This window comes from Pseudomonas sp. 1 R 17 (genome assembly GCF_900067035.1).
In the GTDB taxonomy this organism is placed as follows: Bacteria; Pseudomonadota; Gammaproteobacteria; order Pseudomonadales; family Pseudomonadaceae; genus Aquipseudomonas; species Aquipseudomonas marginalis.
Genome location: NZ_FKLB01000053.1, coordinates 20,329 through 45,158, shown reverse-complemented (window position 1 = coordinate 45,158; position 24,830 = coordinate 20,329). Strand labels below are relative to the sequence as shown.

General features: G+C 60.8%; 29 protein-coding genes. 14 read left to right on the top strand and 15 right to left on the bottom strand.

Annotation, left to right across the window (positions count from 1 at the left end; all coding sequences use genetic code 11):
* The first annotated feature begins 255 nt into the window (after nucleotides 1-255).
* A complete protein-coding gene (gene fadD1, locus BFP99_RS18330) occupies nucleotides 256-1,947 on the top strand; it encodes a long-chain-fatty-acid--CoA ligase FadD1 (RefSeq protein WP_027605602.1) in 1,692 nt (563 codons plus the stop codon).
* Between the two features lie 55 nt (nucleotides 1,948-2,002).
* Here fadD1 and BFP99_RS18325 read toward each other — a convergent pair whose 3' ends face one another.
* On the bottom strand, nucleotides 2,003-2,380 hold the full coding sequence (locus BFP99_RS18325; protein WP_027605603.1) for a hypothetical protein: 378 nt from the start codon (nucleotides 2,378-2,380) through the stop codon (nucleotides 2,003-2,005).
* Between the two features lie 201 nt (nucleotides 2,381-2,581).
* Between BFP99_RS18325 and BFP99_RS18320 the strand changes: the two genes are divergently transcribed.
* The 3 genes from BFP99_RS18320 to def all read left to right on the top strand — a co-directional run bounded on the left by BFP99_RS18320 (nucleotide 2,582) and on the right by def (nucleotide 4,427).
* Entirely contained in the window at nucleotides 2,582-2,767 is a 186-nt protein-coding gene (locus BFP99_RS18320; protein WP_016973106.1) for a CsbD family protein, read from the top strand.
* Nucleotides 2,768-2,933: 166 nt separating this feature from the next.
* Nucleotides 2,934-3,884, top strand: coding sequence for a YihY/virulence factor BrkB family protein (locus BFP99_RS18315; protein WP_027605604.1), 951 nt, complete (start codon nucleotides 2,934-2,936; stop codon nucleotides 3,882-3,884).
* Between the two features lie 3 nt (nucleotides 3,885-3,887).
* On the top strand, nucleotides 3,888-4,427 hold the full coding sequence (gene def / locus BFP99_RS18310) for a peptide deformylase (RefSeq protein WP_065925282.1): 540 nt from the start codon (nucleotides 3,888-3,890) through the stop codon (nucleotides 4,425-4,427).
* Between the two features lie 39 nt (nucleotides 4,428-4,466).
* On the opposite strand, the gene BFP99_RS18305 is transcribed toward def, so the two are convergent.
* From BFP99_RS18305 to BFP99_RS18275, 7 genes are all read right to left on the bottom strand, one after another.
* Entirely contained in the window at nucleotides 4,467-5,285 is an 819-nt protein-coding gene (locus tag BFP99_RS18305; protein WP_065947939.1) for a class I SAM-dependent methyltransferase, read from the bottom strand.
* Nucleotides 5,286-5,345: 60 nt separating this feature from the next.
* Nucleotides 5,346-5,783 carry a GNAT family N-acetyltransferase gene (locus BFP99_RS18300; protein ID WP_065925281.1) on the bottom strand — a complete coding sequence of 146 codons (438 nt, stop codon included), beginning with the start codon at nucleotides 5,781-5,783 and terminating at the stop codon, nucleotides 5,346-5,348.
* A gap of 287 nt (nucleotides 5,784-6,070) precedes the next feature.
* Nucleotides 6,071-6,571 carry a hypothetical protein gene (locus BFP99_RS18295; RefSeq protein WP_065925280.1) on the bottom strand — a complete coding sequence of 167 codons (501 nt, stop codon included), beginning with the start codon at nucleotides 6,569-6,571 and terminating at the stop codon, nucleotides 6,071-6,073.
* Nucleotides 6,572-6,704: 133 nt separating this feature from the next.
* Nucleotides 6,705-8,114, bottom strand: coding sequence for an MFS transporter (locus BFP99_RS18290; protein WP_065947863.1), 1,410 nt, complete (start codon nucleotides 8,112-8,114; stop codon nucleotides 6,705-6,707).
* Nucleotides 8,115-8,126: 12 nt separating this feature from the next.
* Nucleotides 8,127-8,864 (bottom strand): NAD-dependent epimerase/dehydratase family protein, encoded by a 738-nt coding sequence (locus BFP99_RS18285; RefSeq protein WP_065947862.1) that lies wholly within the window; start codon nucleotides 8,862-8,864, stop codon nucleotides 8,127-8,129.
* A gap of 10 nt (nucleotides 8,865-8,874) precedes the next feature.
* Nucleotides 8,875-9,507 (bottom strand): glutathione S-transferase family protein, encoded by a 633-nt coding sequence (locus BFP99_RS18280; RefSeq protein WP_065947861.1) that lies wholly within the window; start codon nucleotides 9,505-9,507, stop codon nucleotides 8,875-8,877.
* Nucleotides 9,508-9,596: 89 nt separating this feature from the next.
* The gene (locus BFP99_RS18275) at nucleotides 9,597-10,628 is read right to left on the bottom strand and encodes a LacI family DNA-binding transcriptional regulator (RefSeq protein WP_176719700.1); all 1,032 of its coding nucleotides are present in this window, start codon (nucleotides 10,626-10,628) and stop codon (nucleotides 9,597-9,599) included.
* Nucleotides 10,629-10,840: 212 nt separating this feature from the next.
* Here BFP99_RS18275 and BFP99_RS18270 point away from each other — a divergent pair, with 212 nt between their 5' ends.
* Together BFP99_RS18270 and BFP99_RS18265 are read left to right on the top strand one after the other, a co-directional pair.
* A complete protein-coding gene (locus tag BFP99_RS18270; RefSeq protein WP_027605613.1) occupies nucleotides 10,841-11,374 on the top strand; it encodes a gluconokinase in 534 nt (177 codons plus the stop codon).
* Between the two features lie 84 nt (nucleotides 11,375-11,458).
* Nucleotides 11,459-12,811 (top strand): GntP family permease, encoded by a 1,353-nt coding sequence (locus BFP99_RS18265; protein ID WP_027605614.1) that lies wholly within the window; start codon nucleotides 11,459-11,461, stop codon nucleotides 12,809-12,811.
* Between the two features lie 95 nt (nucleotides 12,812-12,906).
* Here the strand turns inward: BFP99_RS18265 and alaC are convergent, their stop codons facing one another.
* On the bottom strand, nucleotides 12,907-14,118 hold the full coding sequence (gene alaC / locus BFP99_RS18260) for an alanine transaminase (RefSeq protein ID WP_065947859.1): 1,212 nt from the start codon (nucleotides 14,116-14,118) through the stop codon (nucleotides 12,907-12,909).
* 196 nt (nucleotides 14,119-14,314) lie between these two features.
* Here alaC and BFP99_RS18255 point away from each other — a divergent pair, with 196 nt between their 5' ends.
* Nucleotides 14,315-14,794 (top strand): GyrI-like domain-containing protein, encoded by a 480-nt coding sequence (locus BFP99_RS18255; protein WP_065947858.1) that lies wholly within the window; start codon nucleotides 14,315-14,317, stop codon nucleotides 14,792-14,794.
* 41 nt (nucleotides 14,795-14,835) lie between these two features.
* On the opposite strand, the gene BFP99_RS18250 is transcribed toward BFP99_RS18255, so the two are convergent.
* Genes BFP99_RS18250 through BFP99_RS18240 form a run of 3 tightly spaced genes read right to left on the bottom strand, consistent with a single transcriptional unit; the run spans nucleotide 14,836 to nucleotide 16,848 of the window.
* Entirely contained in the window at nucleotides 14,836-16,044 is a 1,209-nt protein-coding gene (locus BFP99_RS18250; protein WP_065947857.1) for a type II toxin-antitoxin system HipA family toxin, read from the bottom strand.
* Nucleotides 16,037-16,291 carry a helix-turn-helix domain-containing protein gene (locus BFP99_RS18245; RefSeq protein WP_065925271.1) on the bottom strand — a complete coding sequence of 85 codons (255 nt, stop codon included), beginning with the start codon at nucleotides 16,289-16,291 and terminating at the stop codon, nucleotides 16,037-16,039. The genes BFP99_RS18250 and BFP99_RS18245 overlap by 8 nt, the downstream gene beginning before the upstream one ends.
* Nucleotides 16,292-16,338: 47 nt before the next feature.
* Complete coding sequence (locus tag BFP99_RS18240; RefSeq protein WP_065925270.1) at nucleotides 16,339-16,848, bottom strand: GNAT family N-acetyltransferase; 510 nt, start codon at nucleotides 16,846-16,848, stop codon at nucleotides 16,339-16,341.
* A gap of 145 nt (nucleotides 16,849-16,993) precedes the next feature.
* Between BFP99_RS18240 and BFP99_RS18235 the strand changes: the two genes are divergently transcribed.
* Genes BFP99_RS18235 through BFP99_RS18220 form a run of 4 tightly spaced genes read left to right on the top strand, consistent with a single transcriptional unit; the run spans nucleotide 16,994 to nucleotide 19,534 of the window.
* Nucleotides 16,994-17,413 carry a YybH family protein gene (locus BFP99_RS18235; protein WP_065947856.1) on the top strand — a complete coding sequence of 140 codons (420 nt, stop codon included), beginning with the start codon at nucleotides 16,994-16,996 and terminating at the stop codon, nucleotides 17,411-17,413.
* Nucleotides 17,414-17,455: 42 nt separating this feature from the next.
* Nucleotides 17,456-17,800 carry a YciI family protein gene (locus tag BFP99_RS18230; protein ID WP_065947855.1) on the top strand — a complete coding sequence of 115 codons (345 nt, stop codon included), beginning with the start codon at nucleotides 17,456-17,458 and terminating at the stop codon, nucleotides 17,798-17,800.
* Between the two features lie 34 nt (nucleotides 17,801-17,834).
* Nucleotides 17,835-18,314 carry an SRPBCC family protein gene (locus BFP99_RS18225; RefSeq protein WP_065925267.1) on the top strand — a complete coding sequence of 160 codons (480 nt, stop codon included), beginning with the start codon at nucleotides 17,835-17,837 and terminating at the stop codon, nucleotides 18,312-18,314.
* Nucleotides 18,311-19,534, top strand: coding sequence for an RNA polymerase sigma factor (locus BFP99_RS18220; RefSeq protein WP_065947854.1), 1,224 nt, complete (start codon nucleotides 18,311-18,313; stop codon nucleotides 19,532-19,534). The genes BFP99_RS18225 and BFP99_RS18220 overlap by 4 nt, the downstream gene beginning before the upstream one ends.
* 356 nt (nucleotides 19,535-19,890) lie before the next feature.
* On the opposite strand, the gene BFP99_RS18215 is transcribed toward BFP99_RS18220, so the two are convergent.
* Nucleotides 19,891-20,745, bottom strand: a complete 855-nt coding sequence (locus tag BFP99_RS18215) for a LysR family transcriptional regulator (protein ID WP_065947853.1) — start codon at nucleotides 20,743-20,745, stop codon at nucleotides 19,891-19,893.
* 88 nt (nucleotides 20,746-20,833) lie between these two features.
* Between BFP99_RS18215 and BFP99_RS18210 the strand changes: the two genes are divergently transcribed.
* A complete protein-coding gene (locus BFP99_RS18210) occupies nucleotides 20,834-21,346 on the top strand; it encodes a multidrug/biocide efflux PACE transporter (RefSeq protein WP_043293516.1) in 513 nt (170 codons plus the stop codon).
* On the opposite strand, the gene BFP99_RS18205 is transcribed toward BFP99_RS18210, so the two are convergent.
* On the bottom strand, nucleotides 21,245-22,003 hold the full coding sequence (locus BFP99_RS18205; RefSeq protein ID WP_065925264.1) for an SDR family NAD(P)-dependent oxidoreductase: 759 nt from the start codon (nucleotides 22,001-22,003) through the stop codon (nucleotides 21,245-21,247). The genes BFP99_RS18210 and BFP99_RS18205 overlap by 102 nt on opposite strands.
* Nucleotides 22,004-22,110: 107 nt before the next feature.
* Here BFP99_RS18205 and BFP99_RS18200 point away from each other — a divergent pair, with 107 nt between their 5' ends.
* A complete protein-coding gene (locus BFP99_RS18200; RefSeq protein ID WP_065939118.1) occupies nucleotides 22,111-23,007 on the top strand; it encodes a LysR family transcriptional regulator in 897 nt (298 codons plus the stop codon).
* Here the strand turns inward: BFP99_RS18200 and BFP99_RS18195 are convergent.
* Complete coding sequence (locus tag BFP99_RS18195; protein ID WP_027605626.1) at nucleotides 23,004-23,921, bottom strand: LysR family transcriptional regulator; 918 nt, start codon at nucleotides 23,919-23,921, stop codon at nucleotides 23,004-23,006. The genes BFP99_RS18200 and BFP99_RS18195 overlap by 4 nt on opposite strands.
* A gap of 104 nt (nucleotides 23,922-24,025) precedes the next feature.
* Here BFP99_RS18195 and BFP99_RS18190 point away from each other — a divergent pair, with 104 nt between their 5' ends.
* Nucleotides 24,026-24,781, top strand: coding sequence for a 5-oxoprolinase subunit PxpA (locus tag BFP99_RS18190; RefSeq protein WP_065947852.1), 756 nt, complete (start codon nucleotides 24,026-24,028; stop codon nucleotides 24,779-24,781).
* The last annotated feature ends 49 nt before the right edge of the window (nucleotides 24,782-24,830 follow it).

Here is a 24,830-nt window from a genome sequence, read left to right as displayed (position 1 = left end):
AGGCCTTATTCCAGAGCCTTTCATCAAGGTATTTCACTTCTGTTTAAAGTGTGACCAAATATTGTAGGACAGTCGTGATTATGACTGCGGGGCCCTCTTTAGGCTCTAGTCGGCCCTTGGCAAAGCTGCTACTCTCGGCGCGCTTTGTGACGTCTAGGCCTGCTTGAAAGCGCCAGATTCACCAAAAAAAACATACACCAATAATAATCGCATCAAATGCGATGATGAATTCGCGTCGCTGAGGAGTGGGCTTCCATGCACGAAGACTTTTGGAAGGATAAGTACCCCGCCGGGATTGCTGCAGAAATCAATCCAGACGAGTATCCGAATATTCAGGCGGTATTGAAGCAGTCCTGCCAGCGCTTCGCCAACAAACCGGCCTTCAGCAACCTGGGCAAGACGATCACCTACGGTGAATTGTACGAACTGTCCGGCGCCTTCGCCGCGTACCTGCAACAGCATACCGACTTGAAGCCCGGCGATCGCATTGCCGTGCAGTTGCCCAATGTCCTGCAATACCCGGTCGCCGTGTTCGGTGCCATCCGTGCCGGCCTGATCGTGGTCAACACCAACCCGCTGTACACCGCGCGGGAAATGGAACACCAATTCAATGATTCCGGCGCCAAGGCGCTGGTCTGCCTGGCCAACATGGCCCACCTGGCGGAAAAGGTCGTGCCCAAGACCGCCGTCAAGCATGTGATCGTCACCGAAGTCGCCGACCTGTTGCCGCCGCTCAAGCGCCTGCTGATCAACAGCGTCATCAAGTACGTGAAGAAAATGGTCCCGGCCTATCACTTGCCCAAGGCGATCAAGTTCAACGACGTACTCGCCAAGGGCCAGGGGCAAGCGGTCAACGAAGTCTGCCCGGCCAGCGGCGATGTGGCCGTATTGCAATACACCGGTGGCACCACCGGCGTGGCCAAGGGCGCGATGCTCACCCACCGCAACCTGGTCGCCAACATGTTGCAATGCAAGGCGCTGATGGGCTCCAACCTCAATGAAGGTTGCGAGATCCTGATCACGCCGCTGCCGCTGTACCACATCTATGCATTCACCTTTCATTGCATGGCGATGATGCTGATCGGCAACCACAACATCCTGATCAGCAACCCGCGCGACCTGCCGGCGATGGTCAAGGAACTGTCGAAGTGGAAGTTCAGCGGCTTTGTCGGCCTGAACACTCTGTTCGTGGCGCTGTGCAACAACGAAGCCTTCCGCAAGCTGGACTTCTCCGCGCTGAAAGTCACCCTGTCGGGCGGCATGGCCCTGCAACTGGCGGCGGCCGAGCGTTGGAAAGCCGTGACCGGTTGCGGCATCTGCGAAGGCTACGGCATGACCGAAACCAGCCCGGTGGCCACGGTGAACCCGATCCAGCATATCCAGATCGGTACCATCGGCATTCCGGTGCCGTCGACCCTGTGCAAGGTCATCACCGACGACGGCGTCGAGCTGGCCCTGGGTGAAGTCGGCGAACTGTGCGTCAAGGGCCCGCAGGTGATGAAGGGCTACTGGCAGCGCGAAGACGCCACCGCCGAGATGCTCGACAGCGAAGGCTGGCTGAAGACCGGCGACATCGCGATCATCCAGCCGGATGGCTACATGCGCATCGTCGATCGCAAGAAAGACATGATCCTGGTCTCCGGTTTCAACGTGTATCCCAACGAGCTGGAAGACGTGCTGGCGGGCCTGCCGGGCGTGCTGCAGTGCGCGGCCATCGGTGTGCCGGATGAAAAGTCCGGCGAACACATCAAGCTCTTCATCGTGGTCAAGCCGGGCGCCACCCTGACCAAGGAGCAGGTCATGGAGCATATGCGCGCCAATGTCACCGGCTACAAAGTGCCAAAGGCCGTGGAGTTCCGCGATGCGTTGCCGACCACCAACGTGGGCAAGATCCTGCGCCGCGAATTGCGCGATGAAGAGTTGAAGAAACTCGGTCTTAAAAAGTAATCCGATCCAAATGTGGGAGGGGCTTGTCCCCTCCCACATTTTTTTGACCGCGTTCTTACACGGCGAACTGCGCGAAGCTGACACCCGCACCCGCCGGCCGCACATCCTTCAAGAACGAATCCTTATCCGCGCTCAGCTCCAGGGTAATCTCCGGCTTGCGCTTGCCTGCGTTGCGCACCACCAGTCCCTCGAGCTTTTCACGCAGGAACACGGTCGGCACCTTCAGGTGCAGCAGCTGGTCGGTCTCGGCGTTGTGCATCAACAGGTGAATCCACTCGTACTGGCCGACGGCAATACGCCCCACCGGCAGATCGAACCACCAGATGTTGCGTTTGCGGTCCAGGTCGGTGAAGTGGCAGTTATTGACGCCGAGTACGGCACCGCCCAGTTCCTGGTTTCTGCGGGCGATGGCCTGTGCTTTATTGAGTTTCATAACCTTCCTACGGGATCTGTTATTCAGCGTTGGAGCCTGAATGTGCCGGGCATTCTCGTGGGTTGGCTGCAAAACATAAAGCCAAACCTGTCGTTGGCGATGAAATGTTCACCGAAAAATAATTGAAACTCTGCCGAACGGCCTTGGGTCAATCTCTACGTAATGACCAAAACCCTTTGATTGTTCTTTCGGAGAAATACCATGGGCAGCACAGCGGATAAGGCAAAAGGTTTGAAAGACGAAGCCGTCGGTAACATCAAGCAAGGCGTCGGCAAAGTCACCGGCAACGACAAACTGCGCGCTGAAGGCGTCGTGCAGGAAAAGAAAGGCCAGGTTGAAAAAGCCGTGGGCGACACCAAGGACGCGGTGAAAAAAGCGACCAAGTAAGACTGCCATCGTGCAGCCCGACGGCCATCCACGGATGGCCGTTTTTATGTCACATGCAGTGATTAAAGTTTCGAAATTGTTTCAAGGTCGCCAAATAGGCTACCTTGATGTAGAAAACGGCCCCTGAGTCGCCCACGACCCCCTTTTTGCGGCGAAAGGAGACGCTATGATTTTTCCGGTTCTCGATGGTCTCAAGCTCCACACAGTGCTGGTGCGCACCGTCAAGGAATTCGTCGATGACGAGATGTCCACCTACGCCTCGGCACTGGCCTACCAGATGCTGTTTTCGTTATTTCCCTTCCTGCTGTTCCTTATCGCCCTGATCGGTTTCCTGCACCTGCCGGACTTTTTCACCTGGCTGCGCCTGCAATCGGAGCTGGTGTTGCCGCCCCAGGCCCTGGAGCAGGTCAACCCGGTGATCGACCAGTTGCAGCAATCCAAGGGTGGCCTGCTCTCGGTGGGTATCGTGATTGCCCTCTGGACCGCCTCCGCTGGCGTGCGCCTGATGATGAGCGCCATGAACGCCGCGTACGACGTCGTGGAAGGCCGGCCGATCTGGAAGCGTTTCCCGCTGTCGGTTTTCTACACCATCGGCATCGCCGGCATGCTGCTGGCCGCCGCCGCGCTGATGGTGCTCGGCCCACAGGTGATGGAATGGCTGGCCGGCCAGATCGGCATGCAGGAATTCGTGGTGACCTTGTGGACCATCGTGCGATGGCCGCTGATCGTGATCCTGCTGATGTTTGCCGTGGCCCTCATGTATTACGTGATGCCGGACGTCGAGCAGAAGTTTCGCTTTATTACCCCGGGTTCGGTGCTCGCGGTGGTGGTGTGGATCGTCGCCTCCCTCGGTTTTGGCTACTACGTCAAAACCTTCGCCGACTACAACGCCATGTATGGCAGCATCGGTGCGATCATCGTGTTGCTCCTGTACTTCTACATTTCCGCCGCCGTGCTGTTGCTGGGGGCGGAGATGAATGCCGTGATCGAGCACATGTCGGCCGAAGGCAAGGAGCCAGGCGCAAAGGATTTCGATGAGCCCGCGCCCGCGCACGAAAAACAACATGTCTCCGGCCTCGGCCGCGACCACTCCAAACCCACTACCGATGAAGTCTGATCGATGATCCGTGAAATCCTGAAAATGGGCGATGAACGCCTGCTGCGTATCGCCCCGCCGGTACCGCCGGAAATGTTCGACAGCCCCGAGCTGTGGCAATTGATCGACGACATGTTCCAGACCATGGAGCACGTGGGCGGCGTCGGCCTGGCCGCGCCGCAGATTGGCGTCGACCTGCAACTGGTGATCTTTGGGTTCGAAGCCAGCGAGCGCTACCCGGATGCCCCGCCGGTGCCGCAGACCATCCTGATCAACCCGTTGATCACGCCGCTCAGCCCGGTGCGGGAAGAAGGCTATGAAGGCTGCCTGTCGGTGCCCGGACTGCGTGGTGCGGTGGACCGTTACCAGCAGATTCGCTACGAGGGGTTTGATCCGAAGGGCGAGCCGATCGTACGTTTTGCCGATGGCTTCCACGCGCGGGTGGTGCAGCATGAATGCGATCACCTGATCGGCCGGCTGTACCCCTCGCGCATTACCGACTTCAGCAAGTTCGGCTTTATTGAAGTGATGTTTCCCGACATGGACCCAACCGCTGACGAGTAATCGCCGACCCGTTGAGAACAAAATGTGGGCGGGACCAGGTTATTTGGCCGGTTTGACGAACCGCAACGTCATCCGGTCTGACTCGCCAATCGCCACATATTTTGCCTTGTCCTGCTCCCCCAATTTCAACGTCGGCGGCAACGTCCACACGCCGGCGGGATAATCCTTGGTGTCCTTCGGGTTGGCGTTGACCTCGCTCTGGCCTGCCAGCTTGAACCCCGCGTCGGTGGCCAGTTTCACCACCTGGGCGGTGGTCAGGTAACCGCTGTCCTTGATCGCCTCCAGCTCGGCCCCGTCCTTGGCCCGGTGATCTTCCACACCCAGCACGCCACCCGGTTTCAACACCGTGTAGAACGCGTGGAACGTGGCCTCGGCGGTATCGGCCAGCACCCAGTTATGCACATTGCGGAACGTCAGCACGGCGTCCGCCGAAGCAGGTTTGCCGAACACCGGTGCCTTGGGGGCGAACTCGACCACGTCTGCCTTGGCATAGCGCGTAGGGTCGGCGGCGAATTTGTTTTTCAGGTTCTCTTCGGACGTGCGTGCATAGGCGCTGCTGCTCGGCGCTTGTACGGCGGCGATGTAATGCCCGTGCTCCTTGAGCAACGGTGCCAGCAGTTCGCTGTACCAACCGCCCCCTGGGGTAATTTCGATCACGGTCTGCCTGGCGCGCAGGCCAAAGAATTCCAAGGTCTGCTGCGGGTGGCGATAGCCGTCGCGGGCGCTGTTGGCCGGGTCGCGCCAGTTGCCGGCCAACACGCTGGCGTATTGCTGGGCGCTGATCGGTGCGTCGGCGGCCTGGCTGAACGTGGGAACGAGGAGGGCGGTAAGGGACAGCGCTGCAAAGGTCGCTTTCATGATCATCCGAAAAGTGGGCCACTGTGTCGCCGAGGCTAGCATGGGGCCCATGCGGGGCGATCACACATTATCCGAGGACGACCTCACTAAACGATCTAAGCCCATCGCGATCATCGGTTTGTTACGTTTGTAGCGCACCAGTCGCTCGCTGAGGGATTGCGGCAATAGCGTGTCCTGGGTGAAACCCATGCGCTGATACAAACCCTCCAGGTCCGGATGGCACAACAACCACAGCGTGCCTTGCACCTCGGCCGCCGCCGCGGCTATCAATCGCCCCGCCAACCCCTGGCCGCGATACGCCGGGTCGACAAACACGCCGGTCAACCACTGTCCGCCGATCACGGGTGTCAGGCACAGACCGGCGACAATCTCGCTGTCGCGCGCTACCCACAAACGCCCGCCCTTGAGTGCCTTCATCGGTGAGTCATGACGGCGATAAAACTTGTTCAGCAGCGGCCATAGCGGCTCAGCCAGGGGGGCGATGTGCAGTTCGGGCATGGTGTTTGGGCAACATAATCAAGGGCCGGGGATTATAAGCGCCTTCTGTGCGGCAATAGGTGGTATACCCAGTGTTACATCCCCTGTAAGTGGAGCATGCATCATGGCCAAAGGTATGGATTCAAAGAAAGCCGCGAAGAAGAAACCGGCAAAGACCGCCGACGAAAAACGCGCCGACAAGAAAGCCAAGAAAACCGAGACAGGCCTGTTCGGTCACTGAGTTAATGATCATTCCCACGCACCCGCGTGGGAATGCCGCCAGGGACGCTCGGCGTCCCACCTGTGACTTAGATCGCCGCCAGGGTTTCCTTCACTGCCTGCGCCTGCGGGTCAGTGGTCTTCGCCGCTACCTGCTGCTCTTGCTGCTGCTTCAAACGTTCGGCCACTTGCTTGGAAATGGCGTCCTGCTTTTCCTGTGACATGTTCTGCACATCCGCCTCGGTCAACCCTTGTTCCTTGAGCAATTGCTCACGGATACGCTCGGCCGGGGTTTTGCTCATGTAATCGGTGAAGTCTGTGCGGGCGGAGCTGGTGGCGGGGACATCCGTCGTCACCGTGGTGGCCGCTGTGCTGGCCTGCAACTGCACGCGGGTCTTGGCGAAAGCTTCGTCGATGCGATCGCCCGCCTTGTCCAGATCCTTCTGCGCGGCCGGCAGGGTCACGCTTTGCTGCGCCGCTTGCAGGGCGCCGCTGTACAGCGTGCTGGCGGCGGCGTTGGCAGGGTCCATGTCGGGACGCGTGATCTTTTGAAGGGTCGACACGGCTTGGGGGTTGTTGTTAACCAGCATGATCGGTCACCTGGGAAAATGTTCGGTGCCATAGCGGGAGCAAATAACATGCCGGGTCCGATAACCCCGGTTTGACTGGATTTGGCCTGGCCGCCGCGGCAAACATTGTCCCGCAGGCGGCCAACCGTTGCCGTCAATGGGCGATATTTTCCAAGGCCAGGTTGCGCGTACGCGGGCCGAACCAACTGATGGTGATCATCACGATCAGCATGCTGCTGGCAATAAACGCCAACACACCGGGTGTGCCCAGGTGTTCGAGGATAAAACCGATCAACAGGCTGCTGAACACCGTCGACAAGCGGCTGAACGAATAGCAGAACCCCACCGCCCGCGCGCGGATATTGGTCGGGAACAGCTCGCTCTGGTAGGAGTGGTAACTGAAGCTCAGCCAGGCGTTGCAGAAGGTGATCATCACCCCGCAGATTACCAGCCCCACCGCCGTGGTTTGCAGGGCGAACAGGCTGCCGAAGATCACCGCACCCATGGCGGAGCCGACGATCTGCCATTTGTTTTCGAAGCGGTTGGCCACCTTCACAAACAGCAACGGCCCCAGCGGGTAGGCGAGGGTGATGATAAAGGCGTACAGCAAGCTGTGGGTCACGCTGACACCCTGGCCCGAAAGCAGCGCCGGCAACCAGTTGCCGAAACCAAAGAAGCCGATGGCCTGGAACACATGGAACACAATCAGCATCAACGCGCGGCGGCGGTATGGCGGTTGCCAGATGTCGGCAAAACGGCCGCTGCCTTGCACGCTGACGGTTTCGGGTTCGGGTTCATCCAGGGGTTTGCCATGGTCTTTCCGGCAGCGTGCCTCCAGGGTGTCCATGATCCTGCCGGCTTCTTCGAAGCGGCCTTTCTGCGCCAGCCAGCGCGGTGATTCCGGCAGGCGCTTGCGCAGTTGCCAGATAAACAGCGCAAACACCGCACTGCTCAGCACCACCCAGCGCCAGCCCGACACCCCGAACGGCGCCTGGGGCACCAGCCACCATGACATCAATGCCACGGCCGGCACCGACAGGAACTGGATGAAAAACGCAAAGGCGAACGCCGAACTGCGCATGCGCTTGGGCACCAGTTCCGATAGGTAGGCGTCGATGGTCACCAGCTCGATGCCCAGGCCGATGCCCACCAGGAAACGCATGCCGATGATGCCCAGCGCGGACGTCTGAATGCCCATCAACACCGTAGCGACGGTGTACCAGATCAAGGCAAAGGTGAAGATCGCCCGGCGCCCGAAGCGGTCGGCGATGGGGCTGAGCAGGCTGGCGCCGAGGAACAGGCCGAGGAAGGTCGCCGAGGCGAACGCCGCCTGGTCGGAGAAGCCAAACACGCCCTCGCTGCCGGTGTGGAAAATCCCGTCACTGATCAGGCCGGGGCTGATGTAGGCGGTCTGGAACAAGTCATACAGCTCGAAAAAACCGCCGATCGACAGCAGCGCCACCAGGCGCCAGACCGTGGCGACGGCGGGCAGGCGGTCGATACGCGCGCTGATATGGGCGGCGCGGATCGGGTCGATGCCGTCTGTAGCAGGGAGTGCAGGCATGGCGGGAAAAACTCAGTCAGTGATGGGGATATCGAAGGTCTGAAATGCATCGTCCAGCGGATGGTAACCCAACACCCGTGTGGTTTCGCTCAGGTCCAGGCGCTTGAAGCGGTTATTGGAAATGCCATGGGCGATCAGGTGTTTCACGCCCTCGGCCTCCACTGCACGCTGCAGCAGCTGCACGGCATCCCGCGGGCTGAGCCAGGCGCTGAGGTCGCGGGCGTTGTTCAGGTCGTGGGTTTCAACGAATTCGAACGCGCCGATGCGCAGGGCAATCGTCGACAGCGGGGTTTTCGCCGCGTAGTAGCCACACAGCGCTTCGCCGTAGCATTTGCTCACGCCATACAGGTTGGCCGGCATCACCTGCATGCCTGGGCTGATCTGCCGGTCTACAGGGTAGCCTTCGATGGTTTGCGCGCTGCTGGCGAACACCAGGCGCTGTACACCCGCCGCCACGGCGGCTTCGAACAGGTAGGTGGTGGCGAGGATATTGTTCGGCAGCAATTCGTCGAACGTGGCGCTGGCGTAGGGGATGCCCGACAGGTGCACGATCACATCGATGCCTTCGAGCAAGCTGGCGAGGCTGGCTTTGTCGCTGAGGTCGGCGTGCACGAAGCGGTGTTCGCCCAGGTCGAAATCAGGCGCGATGCGGTCGGTGAGGGTGAAACGGTAGCGGTCTCTCGAGGCTTCGAAAAACGTCTTGCCGATTCTGCCGCAGGCGCCGGTGAGCAGTACGTTGAGTCCTTTCACGGGCATGTCCTTAGTTATGCCCGTCGAGGGCGAATAGCTGGAAGCCCTGGTGCTGGCCGAGGCGCTGGTAGTAGGCGGCAATGGCGGCGTAGGCCGGGCGCGCCATGGGCGTCATCTGCCAGCGGTGCACCGAGAGGCCGATCAGGATGTCGGCGAGGGTGAATTCATCGCCGGCAACAAAGGCCCCGGTTTTGCTCAGTTGTTGCTCGAGGATGCCCATCTTGTCGTTCCATCGTTGCACGGCGGCTTCAATCTGCGCCGCGTCCAGGCCGTCCGGGTTATTGCGTACCAGGGCGGTGAAGGCATCGCCCCAGGCACGGTTGAGCTCGACGGCCTGCCAGTCGATCCACTGCTCGACCCGGGCCCGTGGGGCGGGCTCGATGGGCAGCAGGTCGTGGCGCTGGTAAAGCCCCACCAGGTAGCGGCAGATGGTATTGGACTCCCACAGCACGCCGTGGTCGTCGATCAGCACGGGTATCTGGGCATTGGGGTTCAGGGCGAGGAATTCGGCGGACTGGGTGGGCTGGAAGCCGATGCCCCAGTCTTCGCGCACGTAGTCGATGCCCAGTTCCTGGCAGGTCCAGAGCACTTTGCGCACGTTGATGGAGGACGTGCGACCCAGGATTTTCAGTGAATGTGCCATGGTGCTTTCCTTGCGATGGAGAACAGCCAATCTAGCAGGAGGGAGAAGCTACGGCGATGCCTCCGAGCGGGCGGGGTTAAAATGTGGGACTACGTGCTCTCGCGAACCTGCAACTCAAACCCCATATCCACCACTGGCTTGGCGATCCTGTTGCCCGCCATGATCGTCAACAAATGCTCCGCCGCCCGCCGCCCGATCGCTTCCCTGGGGGTACTGATGCTGCTCAGGCGCGGCACCATGAAGGACGACGCCGGCAAGTCGTTGAAACCCAGCACCGCGACACGTTCTGGCACTTTGATGCCATGGCGCATGGCTTCCAGCAGCGCGCCCTGTGCCAGGTCGTCGTTGCCGAAGAAGATCGCATCCACATCCGGATGGGCGGCCAGCAGTTGCAGGAACAGTTCGCCGCCCAGGCCCACCGAGGAAGGGCGTGGTGTCAGCAGTTCCAGCGCCGGGTCGTACAGGCCCGCCTGTTGCAGCGCACGGCGAAAGCCTTCGCCACGCAGCAGGGTGCGTTGGTCCAGTTGCGCGCCGATATACGCCAGGCGCTTGCGCCCACGGGAGATCAAATGTGCGGCCGCGGTTTCACCCGCCGCCAGCTGCGAGAAGCCCACGCAGTTCACGCCGGCATTGGGGTCCAGGTCCATCATGTACACACACGGCACATTGCTGGCCTCGACCATCCGTCGGGCGCTTTCGGTGCGATCGAAGCCGGTCAGCAGCAACCCGCGTGGCTGATAGGCCATGTAGTTGCGCAGCAGGTTTTCCTCTTCGTCGCGCGAATAGTGGGAGTTGCCGATCAGCACTTCAAAGCCCTTGGGCCGCAGCACCTGGTGGATGGCTTCGAGGGTTTCGATAAACAGCAGGTTGGACAACGACGGCACCAGGACTACCACCGAATGGCTCTGGGCCGAAGCCAGGGCACGGGCGGCGGGGTTGACCACGTAGTTGAGTTCGGCAGCGGCGTGCTGGACTTTTTCCACCAGTTCGATGGCCACGGTGCTGATGCCGCGCAACGCGCGGGAGGCGGTAATCGGGCTGACGCCGGCCAGGCGGGCAACTTCGTTGAGGGTAGGGCGACCGGTGGTGCGGGTATTTTTATCGTTCTTGGAGGTCATCAGGCGGCTTGCCAAACAAAAATCGAGGCACTAAGGTAGCGCTGTCTCCAAAAGGCTGCAAATTATTGAACTATGGGTTGCCTGATCCGGTTCAAATGATTGGAGCGGATGCACGCGTCACTCCATAAAAATGACAAGACGGCGCGGGAAAAGCCTGTTTTTGCACTCGCCTCACGGCGTGCAAAGGTAGCGCTATCTGCGTCTTGAGGTGTTTCATGAGTCAACCTGTTACCGCCCTGGTCATCATGGGTGTTGCCGGCTGTGGCAAAACCAGCGTCAGCGAGGCCCTGTGCCGCCTGAACGGTGCCACCGCCATTGAAGGCGACAGCTTTCACCCCGCCGCGAACATCGAAAAGATGAGCGCCGGCCACCCCCTCAACGACGACGACCGCGCCGGTTGGCTCGACATCCTGTGCGATGAACTGCGCCGTTCGCTCAAAGCCGGTGAACATCCGGTACTCACCTGCTCCGCGCTGAAAAAGAAATACCGCGACCACCTGCGCGAAGCCGCGCCGGGCCTGGGTTTTGTATTCCTGGAGTTGACCCGCGAAGTCGCCGCCGACCGCGTGTCCCATCGCCCCGGCCATTTCATGCCGGCCAGCCTCATCGACAGCCAGTTCGCCACCCTTGAATCGCCCAAGGGCGAGCCGCTGACCCTGGCCCTCAACGCCAGCGAAGACAGTGTCGAGGAGTTGGCCAGGCAGACCAACGCCTGGTGGCTGACACACGGTTTTGAACCATCCAACTGATTTTTTGCCGGAAAAGATAGCGCTATCCCCGGCAGGAAATTCAACACCCGCTTTAATAACAACAACAAACAGGAGAGACCCCCCATGTTTGGCATGTCCCACGAGTCGTACCTGCTGTTAGATGCAGTCGTTACCATCATCGGGCTGATCGTCTTGATCACCCGCTTCAAGGTTCACCCATTTATTGCGCTGATCATCGCGGCCGGCTTCCTTGGCCTGACCTCGGGCATGCCGGTGGACAAGATCATCAAGGCGTTCCAGGACGGTTTCGGCGGGGTGCTTGGCTTTGTCGGCATCATCCTCGCGCTGGGCACCATGCTCGGCAAGATGATGGCCGAATCCGGCGGTGCCGATCAGATCGCCCAGACCCTGATCCGCGCCTTTGGCAAGGACAAGGTCCAGTGGGCCATGATGTTCGCCGCATTCCTGGTGGGCATTCCGTTGTTCTTCGAGATCGGCTTTGTACTGCTGATCCCGCTGGTGTTTATCGTTGCGCGCCGCACCGGCGTGTCGCTGATCAAGATCGGCATCCCGCTGCTCGCCGGCCTCTCGGCAGTCCACGGCCTGGTGCCGCCGCACCCGGGCCCGCTGCTGGCCATCGGTGTGTTTGGCGCCGACATCGGCAAGACCATCCTGTACGGCCTGATCGTCGCGCTGCCGACGGCCATCATCGCTGGCCCGATCTTCGGTACGTTTATCGCCAAGTACATTCCGGGCAACCCGTCCCAGGAACTGGTCGATCAACTGGCCCGCGAGCCTGAGAACAAAAACCTGCCGAGCTTCAGTATCACCCTGGTCACCGTGCTGCTGCCGGTGTTCCTGATGCTGCTCAAAACCTTCGCCGACATCGCCTTTGCCGAAGGCAACGTGGTGCGCAACTGGATGGACATGATCGGTCACCCGATCACCGCCTTGCTGCTGGCGTTGCTGCTGTCGCTGTACACCTTTGGCAGCCGCCAGGGCATCCATTCCAAGCAGATCCTCAAGCTGCTCGACGCCAGCCTTGCGCCGACCGCCGCGATCATCCTGATCATCGGTGCCGGTGGTGGCTTCAAGCAGATGCTGGTGACCAGCGGCGTGGGTGACGTGATCGGCCACATGGCGGTAAACGCACAGATCAACCCGATCCTGCTGGCGTGGCTGGTGGCGGCGGTGATTCGTGTGGCGACCGGTTCGGCCACCGTGGCGACCATTACCGGCGCGGGCATCGTAGTGCCGGTGGTGGGGATGATTCCCGGAGTTAACCGTGAGCTGCTGGTGTTGGCGACGGGGGCGGGTTCGTTGATCCTGTCGCACGTCAACGATGCGGGGTTCTGGCTGGTGAAGCAGTACTTCAACATGACCGTGGCCGAGACCTTCAAGACCTGGACGGCGATGGAAACCATCCTGTCCGTTGTGGCACTGATCTTTATCATGTTGCTGTCGTTGGTGGTCTAACAGACACGCTACAAGACAAGGGTGAAAACCCAATCAACTGTGGGAGGGGGCAAGCCCCTCCCACAGTTTGACCACATTTGTTCAGGTGGATCGGGTCAGGCTTTAGCGACCAGCCCATCCGCCCGGAACATCCCGCGAATCCCGCGCACCGCCTGGCGAATCCGGTCCTGGTTCTCGATCAGCGCGAAGCGCACATGATCATCCCCATACTCGCCAAACCCAATCCCCGGCGACACACAGACCTTCGCTTCCAGCAGCAGCTTCTTGGCGAATTCCAGTGAACCCATGGCGGCATACGCCTCGGGAATCTTCGCCCAGACGTACATCGACGCCTTGGGGTTCTCCACCATCCAGCCCAGCTCATGCAGGCCCTTGACCAGCACATTGCGGCGCTGGCGGTACTGCTCGGCGATATCCTTCACGCACTGTTGGTCGCCTTCCAGTGCGGCGATCGCCGCCACTTGCAGCGGGGTGAAGGTGCCATAGTCGTGGTAGCTCTTGATCCGCGCCAGGGCATTGACCAGTTCCGGGTTGCCCACCATGAAACCGATGCGCCAGCCGGCCATGTTGTAGCTCTTGGACAGGGTGAAAAACTCCACCGCAATGTCCTTGGCGCCCGGCACCTGCATGATCGACGGGGCTTTCCAGCCGTCGTAGACGATGTCGGCGTAGGCCAGGTCATGCACCACCAGCACGTCGTACTGCTTGGCCAGGGCGATCACCCGTTCGAAGAAATCCAGCTCCACGCACTGCGCGGTCGGGTTGGACGGGAAGCCGAGGATCATCATCTTCGGCTTGGGGATCGACCCACGGATCGCCCGTTCCAGCTCGGCGAAGAAGTCCACGCCAGGCACCAGCGGCACCGAACGCACCTGGGCGCCGGCAATCACGGCACCGTAGATATGAATCGGATAACTCGGGTTGGGCACCAGCACCGTGTCGCCCTGGTCCAGGGTGGCCAGCATCAGATGCGCCAGGCCTTCCTTGGAACCGATGGTCACGATGGCTTCGGTCTCGGGGTCGATGTCGACTGCGTAGCGATCCTTGTACCAGCGCGAAATTGCCCGGCGCAGACGTGGAATGCCTTTGGAGGTGGAATAGCCGTGGGTGTCTTCACGCTGGGCGACGGTAACCATCTTCTCCACGATATGGGGAGGCGTGGCGCCGTCGGGGTTACCCATGCTCAAGTCGATGATGTCTTCGCCGCGCCGACGCGCAGCCATCTTCAGCTCGGCAGTGATATTGAAAACGTAAGGGGGGAGTCGATCTATGCGCGCAAAGCGGCGCGGCGAACCAAGGTCTGCCATTGTTGCCTCGAGAGTACGTAAGCGCCCGGAACCGTCCGAGCGACGTCGGCCACTGCGGTGGCCTGCGGGGCAGACAATACGGTCGATGATGGCCAGTTGTCCAGATGTGTCGGGAAATTTTCTGCATGGAGTACTGCAAGGATATGCCCCTATACTCGATACGGGTTTGTTCCCTCATAAGAAGGAGACTGTTCAGATGGACCAGCAGACAAAACAACCGTTAGAGCCACGCATGGAAGACGGCAAGGCCCTGGTGATCGCCGGGGTGCAAGGGCGTTATTCGAAGGCTACCGTGGGGGATATCCCCAAGTTGTGGAGTGTGTTCGACGAAAGCGTAAAACACATCAAGAAACGCGTCGGCGGAGTGACCTACGGCGTTTGCCATAACCCCAGCCACGGTGAATTCGATTACATGGCCGGAGTGGAAGTACCGTCCAAAAGCGATGTGCCGAGCAACTTCGAGTGCGTCGAACTGCCTGCGCACCACTACGCCGTGTTCCCGCACTATGGCCCGGTGCAGGCACTGGAGCAGACCTACGAGCGCATCATGTTCGAGTGGTTGCCGCACTCGGGCTACAAGGTGGCGGGGGCGGATTTCGAGCGCTATAGCGCGGATTTTGATGGGCGCAAGGGGACGGGGACGGTGGAGGTCTGGTTGCCCGTGGAACACAAGTAACCCACTGGCTGAACGCTTGTCTCGCCGCAACCACAGGACGTTCAGCCACCAAAGCTGAGTTGATAGCCCTGCGCAGATTGACGTATGGCTTTCGCTACATCAGGGGCCAACCGGCAGTAATCGTCTTCGCGCTTGAGCACGGCTTCCAGGGTTTGAAGGAGTGCCTGAATGCGCGCTTCGGGATTTTCAATTTCGCAGGTTCTTGCAAATTCCAGGATGCCCAGGCGTGCAGCAAACAATGATTTGTTGCCGGACAGGTCAAGTGCCAGTGAGTCCTCAGGGAGATAGGCGGTGGTGTTCACAATGTCGTATACCGGTGCCAGCCGGGTATCCGATTTCAGCGGGTCGCTATAGAGCACGCCGAAGTTCTTCAAGTGAGCGTCGCCATTACCCACTATGCAGCTCAGTGCCACGCTGTCGAACAATTGATCGAGCGAGCTGCGTTGATGTTCTGGGGCGCAGAACACGCGTACGGCCTTGGCGATCGCTGCGTAACTCTTGGTGTACTTCTGCTCCGCAGAGAGACCCATCAAGGTGGTCATGTCTTCGAAACCCAGCGGGTTGAGCTGCTCGTCCCGATCAAAGCGCCGCATGATGAACAGCTTATGATTCTGCGACAGGTAAAAAGGTGGCACCGGCAAGCCTGCATCCCGGGCGATGGACATGCACAGGTACTCATTGATGGCCAACCCCGGAAACTCATCGCGCCCGCTTTTGATAATCAGGTCGTTGGTTTTCGACGTGAATTTCTGCGCGGATGCCTGCGGTTTTTCCGGCACCAGTACTTTGGGCTGCACGCCAGAAATACCTGCTCGCAGGATGTAGCGATCCACCAGTTCCAGGAACAGATCCTCCGCGCCGTCCCAGGCGAGAATTTCGTTGAGGTTTTCTCCGCTGGAGGGAGGGCTGTTGCGCAGGATCAGGTCGTTTACTTGATCCGAAGACACGAACACCCTACCAATCGGTGCACTGCTGCCCGAGAGTGCCAGCAACAACATCGGATCGACCTTGACCGTCTTGGCGAGGCGATTGCGCAATTGCTCCAGAACGTAGCCTTCCGGCAGGTTCATCTGGAAGATGGGGTGAAGTTCTCGGCGGCGATATTCTTCGGCGCGAACGGGCATCGTCAGGCTGACTGCGGTTTGTGCCCGCAGGTTTTCGCCGTAGCGGAACAAATAGTCGTTGGCACTCATCAACACGCTGCCGCTTTTACCTTGAGGGGTATGAACGCGTAAATGGGGGCTAATCATTGAACAAGTCCTCCAGTTCCTCCAGGGTCGGCATGGTCACAGGCACTAATTTGAATTCGCTGCCCAAGGCGGCGATCACTCGGGCATAGGCATTCATTGAGACCGAGAGGCTGCCTTGTTCGACTTCTATCAGCTTCTGCCGGGTAACCCCTGCAAGTTTCGCCAGATCCGCTTGTTTATAGCCACGGTTAAGTCGCATGGCGCGAATTTGGCTGCCCAGTCGCTGAGTGATAACCGAAGTATCCATGTCATATATTCATTACTTTTTAATTGGAAGTTATGTATACGTTACATTTAAAGTAAGTCAAGACCGCTTCGACCCAACACCCACCTCAACCTCCGCTCATACCCACCCCGCCCCTTATACGCCTCCCCGCTGTCCACCCATCCTGCGCCCAGATACAACCCCATCGCCGCCACATTGTGCGTGTCCACCGACAACTCCAGCGCCTTGATCTGCGGCCACGCCTGCAATGCCGCCGCCGGCAAGGCTTGCAAACAGGCCTTGCCGAATCCACGCCCTTGCTGCTGCCGATCCACCTGCAACGCATGCAGCGTTGCGCTGTGTTCATCGGCCCAGTGGGGCAGGCAGGGCGGGCGTTTAAGCAGGAGGAAGGCTACCGGACTGTCGTCGGCCAGCAGGGCAAAGCCTTTGACGCCGGGGCTGGGCTTGGCCAGGAGCGAATTGAGGGCGCAATACATGTCGCCGCAAAACGGCAGCTGTTCAGGGTGAACTTCGATGGCGCTGACATGCTGTTGTTGCACGGTATTCAGCGTTTCGTAGGCGACAAGGCGGGTTTGCATCGGCGTGTCCGAACAGCGGCAAGGAAGGGCGCAGTCTATCGGGTTTGTGCTGGACGACATTATTTTTCAACGGGCTGTCGATTTGCCCGAGGGCCGTTCGACTAAGGGTGTCTTCCGTGATTTTCCAACCCGAAGGAGTATCGCCATGAGTACCGCTATCAACACCCTGATCGAGCAATGGAAGCAAGCCGTGCTTTCCCGGAATATCGATAAGATTGTCAGCTATTACGCCGACGATATCGTCTCGTTCGACGCCGTGACCGCCCTGCAGTTCAAAGGCAAGGCGGCCTACCGTGCGCACTGGGAGACCTGCATGGAGCACTGCCCCGGCCCGGGCATTTTCGAGTTCCACGAACTGCGTATCGTCGAGTCCCAGGACAGCGCATTCGCCCACTGGCTCGCCCACTGCGGCGGCGCCGGGCCGGACGGTAAAGTGAAGGCCTGCTGGATGCGGGTGACCGCCGGCTACCAACGCTTCAACGGTGACTGGAAGGTGGTGCATGAGCACTGGTCGGCGCCGTTCGACATGGCAAGTGGCACGGCATTGTTCGACCTGAAACCTTGAGCGCCGCGAACTATAGTCAATAGTCCGAAGACGGAGACGCACATGAAATACCTCTGCCTGATCTACAGCAAGGAGCAGGTGCTGCACACCTCGCCGGACAGCCCCGCAGACCCGGAGTGTCTTGCCTATGCGCAGTCCATCCAAAAAAGTGGCCGTATGCTCGCCGCCGAGCCGCTGGAGTCGGTAACCACCGCCACCACGGTGCGCATGCGCAATGGCAAGGTGTCGATCACCGACGGGCCGTTTGCCGAAACCAAGGAACAGCTCGCCGGGTTCTACCTGATCGAGGCGCGCGACTTGAATGAAGCGATCCAGGTGGCCGGTGGCATTCCGGCCGCCCGGGTCGGCAGTGTGGAAGTGCGCCCCGTTCGCCAATTGAATCTCTGAGCACAACAACCATAAGACTTGAGGAGGTTTAGCCATGCCTACGCAACCTGCCGAATTTGAACTGTCCATCAGCCGCGTGATCGATGCGCCGCGCAGCCGGGTGTTCCGCGCCTGGACCGAACCCGCGTTGTTGCAACAATGGTGGGGCCCCCATGGCATGACCACCCCCGAGTGCGAAATGAACCTGTGGGTCGGAGGGCTGTTTCGCACCCTGATGCGCGCGCCGGATGGCAGCGAGTACCCGACCCAAGGCGTGTTCCTGGAGATTGTCGCCCCTCGGCGCCTGGTGTTTACCGACGCCTATACGCCGGGCTGGATCCCTTCGGGCAAACCGTTCATGACCGCCGAAGTGACGCTGCAGGAAGTCGAGGGTAGCAAGACCCTCTACACCGCTCGCGCCATGCACTGGAGCGCCGAAGACAAGCAGGCCCACGAAGCCATGGGCTTTCACGACGGCTGGGGTCAGAGCCTGGACCGCCTGGTGACGCTGGTGACCCAGGGCATGCGCGATTGACGCCTCCCATCGAGGCGATCTACCGCAGTGAGTCCCGGCGCGTCCTCGCCACCCTGATCCGCCTGCTGGGGGATTTCGACCTCGCCGAAGAAGCCTTGCACGAGGCGTTCTTCGTCGCGGTCGAGCGCTGGCCGCAAGAGGGCGTGCCGGACAACCCACGGGCCTGGCTGGTGTCGACCGGACGCTTCAAGGCCATCGACCGTTTACGCCGACAGGCCCGCTTTACCCCGTTATTGCAGGCGCAGGCCGACGCCCTGGAAGCCGCTGACTGGAGCGTTGAGGACGTGGAAGACGACCGCCTGCGCCTGATCTTCACCTGCTGCCACCCAGCGTTGGCGGCCGACGCCCAGGCGGCGCTGACCTTGCGTGAGATCTGCGACCTCACCACCGAAGAAATCGCCCGCGCCTTTCTGGCCACCCCGACCACCATCGCCCAACGCATCGTGCGGGCCAAGGGCAAGATTCGCGAGGCCAAAATCCCTTATCAAGTGCCGTCACTTGCCGAGCTGCCCGAGCGCCTGGACAGCGTGCTGCGCGTGATTTACCTGGTGTTCAACGAAGGCTATTCGGCGTCCATGGGCGCGGACCTCACGCGCGAGGACCTGACCCGCGAAGCGATTCGCCTCGGCCGCCTGCTGCTGGAGTTGCTGCCGGAGCCGGAAGTGATGGGCCTGCTGGCGCTGATGCTGTTGCACGAGTCCCGCCGCGCGGCGCGCACCTCGGCCAGCGGCGAGTTGGTGTTGTTGGATGAGCAGGATCGTTCGCGGTGGGATGGGGGCTTGATGGCTGAAGGTTGCGCGCTGGTGGAACGGGCACTGACGCAGCGGGGTTTTGGCCCGTATTGCCTGCAGGCGGCGATTGCGGCGGTACATGCCGAGGCACCCAGCGCCGGGGAAACGGATTGGCTGCAGATTATCGGGCTCTACGATGTGTTGCTCAGTGCCGCGCCGTCGCCGGTGATCGAGTTGAACCGCGCCGTGGCGGTGGCCATGGGCGAAGGGCCGCTGGCAGGGTTGCAGTTGGTGGAAGGCATTCTGGCGCGCGGGGAGTTGCTGGATTACCACCTGGCGCATTCGGCGCGGGGCGAGTTTTGCCGGCAGTTGGGGCGGGTGGAAGAGGCCCGGGCAGCCTACGAAAAAGCCTTGTCGCTGACCCAGCAGATCCCGGAAAAACGCTTCCTCAAACACCGCCTGGCCGAACTCAATCTCCCCAAGCAATGAAGATCAAAAATGTGGGAGGGGGCTTGCCCCCGATGAGCATGGGTATCTACACAACTTCCAGTGAATACGGAATCTATGGCAATTAGGCTTCTGTGGTGAGCGGGCTTGCCCCGCGCTGGGTTGCGAAGCAGCCCCAAAACCTTCACCTCGATTGATTCTGGCACTCTGCGGTGACCTTATTGGGGCCGCTTCGCAGCCCAGCGCGGGGCAAGCCCGCTCACCACAGAGTTATGTGTCAGCCTTTAAGAGTTGTGTAGATACCTATGCCCCGATAGCAGGGTGTCAGTCGCTGCATTAGGTGACTGACCGACCGTCATCGGGGGCCCCACACATTAATCTCAATTGTCTGAAAAAAATCACTCCAACATCTTCCCCAGCAACCAACTCCCTGCCGGCCCCGGCGGATGATGCCGTGACCACAGTGCATCCACCGCCACCGAGCGCGGCCAACCGCGTGCCTTGAGTTCGACCAACTGCCCCCCACCAAAGCGCTCCACCAGCCAGCGCGGAATCGGTGCCCAGCCAAACCCCAACTGGGCCATCTCCAACAGCATCAGGTAACTGGGGGCCGACCACACACGGCCATTGGCGCGGGTTTCGTTCGGGTTGATGATGCTGGCCAGACGCAATTCGCGGTGCTGTTGCAGGGTGTGCGCGGTGAGGGTACCGACGCCCGCCAGCGGATGTCTGGGTGACACGAACAGGGCAATTTCCGTGCGCTCGTCCACGGGGGCGCGGGTCAGGTCTGGCGGATACTCTTCCTGGTGTTCAATAAACGCAATCTGCGCGCGGCCGCTTTGGACCAGGGCGATCAGGTCTTCGCACTCGGCGATCAGGCATTCCAGCTCCAGGTCCGGGTAGCGCTGTTCAAAGGCGCTGAGGGCGACTTCGAAACGGTCGGACTGGTAGGTATCGGACATGGCGACACTCAGCTTCGGCTCCAACCCCTGGGCCAACTGGCTCGCCGCCAATTCCAGCCGGCTGCTGGCCTCCAGCACCTGCTCGGCGCGTTGCAGCAACACATGGCCCGCCGGCGTCAGCGTCGGCTTGCGGCTGCTGCGATCGAACAGCACCACATCCAGGTCAATCTCCAGGCTCGCCACGGCCGCGCTGACGGTGGACTGGCTCTTGCCGAGCTTGCGCGCTGCCGCCGAAAACGAGCCTTGGGTGGCCGCCTGCACAAACGCCTGCAGCACTTCGTTAGAAGCCATGACTATCGCCTTGATCGATGGTTATTGGTTATGAAGTATCGAGTCAAAGGCTAATGATGACAACCATCGTCACTCACGGAGCCGGCTCATGAACCCTACCAAGTCGATTACTGAACGCGTTTGCCAGGCCATTGGTTTCGAAGCCCTGGCATTGTTGATCTGCACCCCGTTGCTGGCGTGGATCATGGACAAGCCTGCCTTGGAGATGGGCATGGTCACCCTGGCGATCAGCCTGTTGGCGCTGGCCTGGAACGTGATTTTCAACGGCCTGTTCGACCGCCTCAAGGCGCGCCTGCAACTGGCCAGCAACGGCTGGACCCGCGTGCTGCATGCCTTGATGTTTGAAGGTGGGTTGATCCTGGTGTGTGTGCCGCTGATTGCCGCCTGGCTGAACATCAGCTTGGTGCAGGCGTTTATCCTCGACATAGGCGTACTGCTGTTTTTCCTGCCGTACACCTATGTGTATCACTGGGGGTATGACGTACTGCGTGACAAGCTCCTACAGAAACATGCCGCCCGACGCCTCGATACGTTGGCCGGTGATCCAGGCACTACCGTCGGCGAGCAGGCTGGCAATCGCGCCGCCGATATCGTCCGGTAACCCGGCGCGGCCCAAGGCGGTATTGCTGGCGACCATGGCGTTGAGGTTGGCGTTGTCGCGCACGGCACCACCGCCGAAGTCGGTTTCAATGGCGCCGGGGGCCAGGATGTTGACGCTGATGCCACGGCCGCCCAGCTCTTTGGCCTGGTAGCGGGTCAGCACTTCCATCGCGCCTTTCATGGCGGCGTAAGCGGCGTAGCCGGGCAGGCTGAAGCGCGCCAGGCCACTGGAAATATTGACGATGCGCCCGCCGTCGCGGATCAACGGCAACAGCTGTTGGGTCAGGAAAAACGGACCCTTGAATTGGATCGCCACCAATTGATCGAACTGCGCTTCGGTGGTCTCGGCGAAGCTGGCGTGAATGCCGATACCGGCGTTGTTGATCAGAAAATCGAAGCGGTCCTGTGCGAAAACGTCCTTGAGTACGCCAGCAACCTCACCGACGAAATCAGCGAACGTCGCGCTCTGGCTCACGTCCAGTTTCAGCATCGCGGCACGGCCGCCCAGTTGTTCGATCTGTGCGACCAATGCCTGCGCTTCATCGGCCTTGCTGTGGTAAGTGCCAATGATGTCGACGCCTTGTGCCGCCAGGTGCAGGGCGGTGTTTTTGCCCAGGCCACGGCTGGCCCCGGTGATCACTGCGATTTTACGGGTCATGGTGATGTCCTCGGTGATTGAGTGTGGGAAGCAGTGTATTTGTCCGGTCGTAACGTGATAAACAGCGCTATGCCGGAATCACTGGCCGAATAAGGCGAACAATCCCCATGAATAAACTGGAGCTGTTGCGCACCTTCGTGCGCGTCACCGAGCTGTCGAGTTTCACCGGCGCCGGCGAGAGCCTGGGCCTGCCGCGCTCCACGGTGTCGGAACATGTGCAGGCGCTGGAAGAACTGCTCGGCGCCCGCCTGTTACAGCGCACCACGCGCAAGGTGCAGGCCACCCAGGATGGCCGCGTGCTGTATGAGCGCAGCAAGGATTTGCTCGCGCACATGGAGGAGTTGGAGGGGCTGTTTCGCCAGGACGAAGCGCAACTGGCCGGGCGGATTCGGGTGGACATGCCCAACATGATGGCGCGGGACTTGATCCTGCCGCGTCTGCCGCAATTCATGGACGCGCATCCGCTGATCGAACTGGAGATCAGCACCACCGACCGCCAGGTCGACCTGCTCGCCGAAGGCTTCGATTGCGTGCTGCGCGTGGGCGCGCAGCCGGACCAGAGCGTGGTGGCGCGGCTGCTGTGCAGCATGCCGATGATCAACTGCGCGAGTGCCACCTACCTGCAACGCTACGGCGTGCCCCGGACACTGGCCGACCTGGCCGACCATCACCTGGTGCATTACGTGCGGCCGTTGGGTTCACGTTCGGCGGGGTTTGAATACGTGCAGGGCAACAAGGTGCTGCGCGTCCCCATGGCCGGTCGGGTCACGGTCAACAGCACCGATGGCTACAAGTCGGCCTGCCTGGGCGGTTTCGGGATTATTCAGGTGCCGGCCCTGGGCATGGGTGACGAATTGGCCAGCGGGGAGCTGGTGGCGGTCCTGCCGGACTATCCCGCACCACCGCTGGATGTGTCCCTGCTCTACGCCGGTCAGCGGCATCTACCCCTGCGGGTGCGGGTGTTCATGGATTGGCTGGCGACCATTCTGCATTCGCAGCTTTAACGCCGCGCCGACAGCTGTTGCGGCGCCAGGAAGGCGTCGTGGAAGTAATCGCGAAATGCCTGCATTGCCGGGGTAAAGGCGCGTTCGCGGTGCCAGGCCAGGCCGACGCTCATGGGCGTGACGGGGTCGGTGACGGTCAGGGTCTCGATGCGCTTGCCTTCCAGCGACCAGGGCCGGTGCACCAGGTCCGACAGGATCGCCACGCCGCTGCCATTGGCAACCATGCTGCGCACCGCCTCCACCGAGCTGGTGCGCAGCCGCACCTTGGGCGTTTGCCCGGCCTGTTCCCAATAGCGCATGGCGCTGTGTTCGGCTTCATCGACGGTGAGCAGGATGTACGGCTCCTGCGCCACATCCGCCAGGCTCACCGCACCGCGTTCGCACAATGGGTGATGGCTGGGCAGCCATAAACGACGTTCCGAGTTGAACAGGATTTCCGAGACGATCGCCGGGTGAGTGAGGTTCGCGGTGAGGACCACGGCCATGTCGAACTGGCCATCGAGCAGGCCCTGTTCGATGGCCTGGCGCTCCTGCTCGAACACCTCCAGGGTCACATCCGGGTGCCAGTGCTCCATGCGCTGCAGGTGGTGGGGCAGGAAGTAACCCAGCACCGTGTAGCTGGCCGCCAGGCGCAGCACGCCGCTGGCGCGGTAGTCGGGCAACGGGCTGTTCAGCGCATCGTCGACACTGCGCACAATCACGTAGGCGCGGTTGAGAAAATGCCGCCCGGCATCGGTCAGGTTCATGCCCTGGGCCGAGCGCACAAACAGTTGCACGCCGAGCAGGGCTTCCAGCTCCTTGATCGCCGTGGTCACCGCAGACTGGGAGATGTTCAGGTGAATCGCCGCCTGGGAAATCTGGCCGATTTCGGCGGTGGCCACGAAGTAGCGGATTTGGCGCAAGGTCAGGGACATGGCTTTATCTGATTTTCAGAAGATAGGCTATCTGATAATAGATCTTCCCAAGGGGTCAAGCCGCAGCCTACTTTCGAGCATCACCTTTTGGCGGAGCGTCCCCGATGCAGGCAGTGGATTTCAATTCAGACATGGGCGAAGGCTTCGGTCCCTGGACCATCGGCGACGGCGTCGACGCGGAGCTGATGGCCTATATCAGCTCGGCCAATATCGCCACCGGCTTCCATGCCGGCGACCCCGGCACCATGCGCCGCACCGTCGCGCGTGCCAAGCAATTGGGGGTGGCCATCGGTGCGCATCCGGGCTTTCGCGACCTTGTGGGCTTCGGTCGTCGGCATATCCATGCACCGGCCCAGGAACTGGTGGACGACATGCTCTATCAACTGGGTGCCCTGCGCGAAATCGCCCGCGCCCAGGGCATGACCCTGCAACACATCAAGCCTCATGGCGCGCTCTACATGCACCTGGCCCGCGACGAAGAAGCCGCGCGCCTGCTGGTACAGAACCTGCAAATCATCGAGCCGACGCTGTTGCTGTACTGCATGCCCAACTCGGTGATCTGGCGCGTGGCCAAGGAGCTCGGGCAACCGGTGGTGCGCGAATTCTATGCCGACCGTGAGTACGATCTCACCGGCTCCATTGTGTTTACCCGCAACGTACGTGCGCTGGATCCGGCCACGGTCGCGGCCCGTGTCCTACGGGCGTGTCAGATGGGGCTGGTGCGTACCGTAGAAGGCGAAGACCTGTTTATTGAATTCGACTCCATCTGCCTGCACAGCGACACCCCCGGCGCGCTGGAGTTGGTGGAGGCCACCCGTGAAGCGTTGGACCAGGCCGGTATCACAGTCAAAACCCCCTAATAAGATCGCACATTTACTTTTTTGCCTGCCTTTCTATAACGATTCCAAG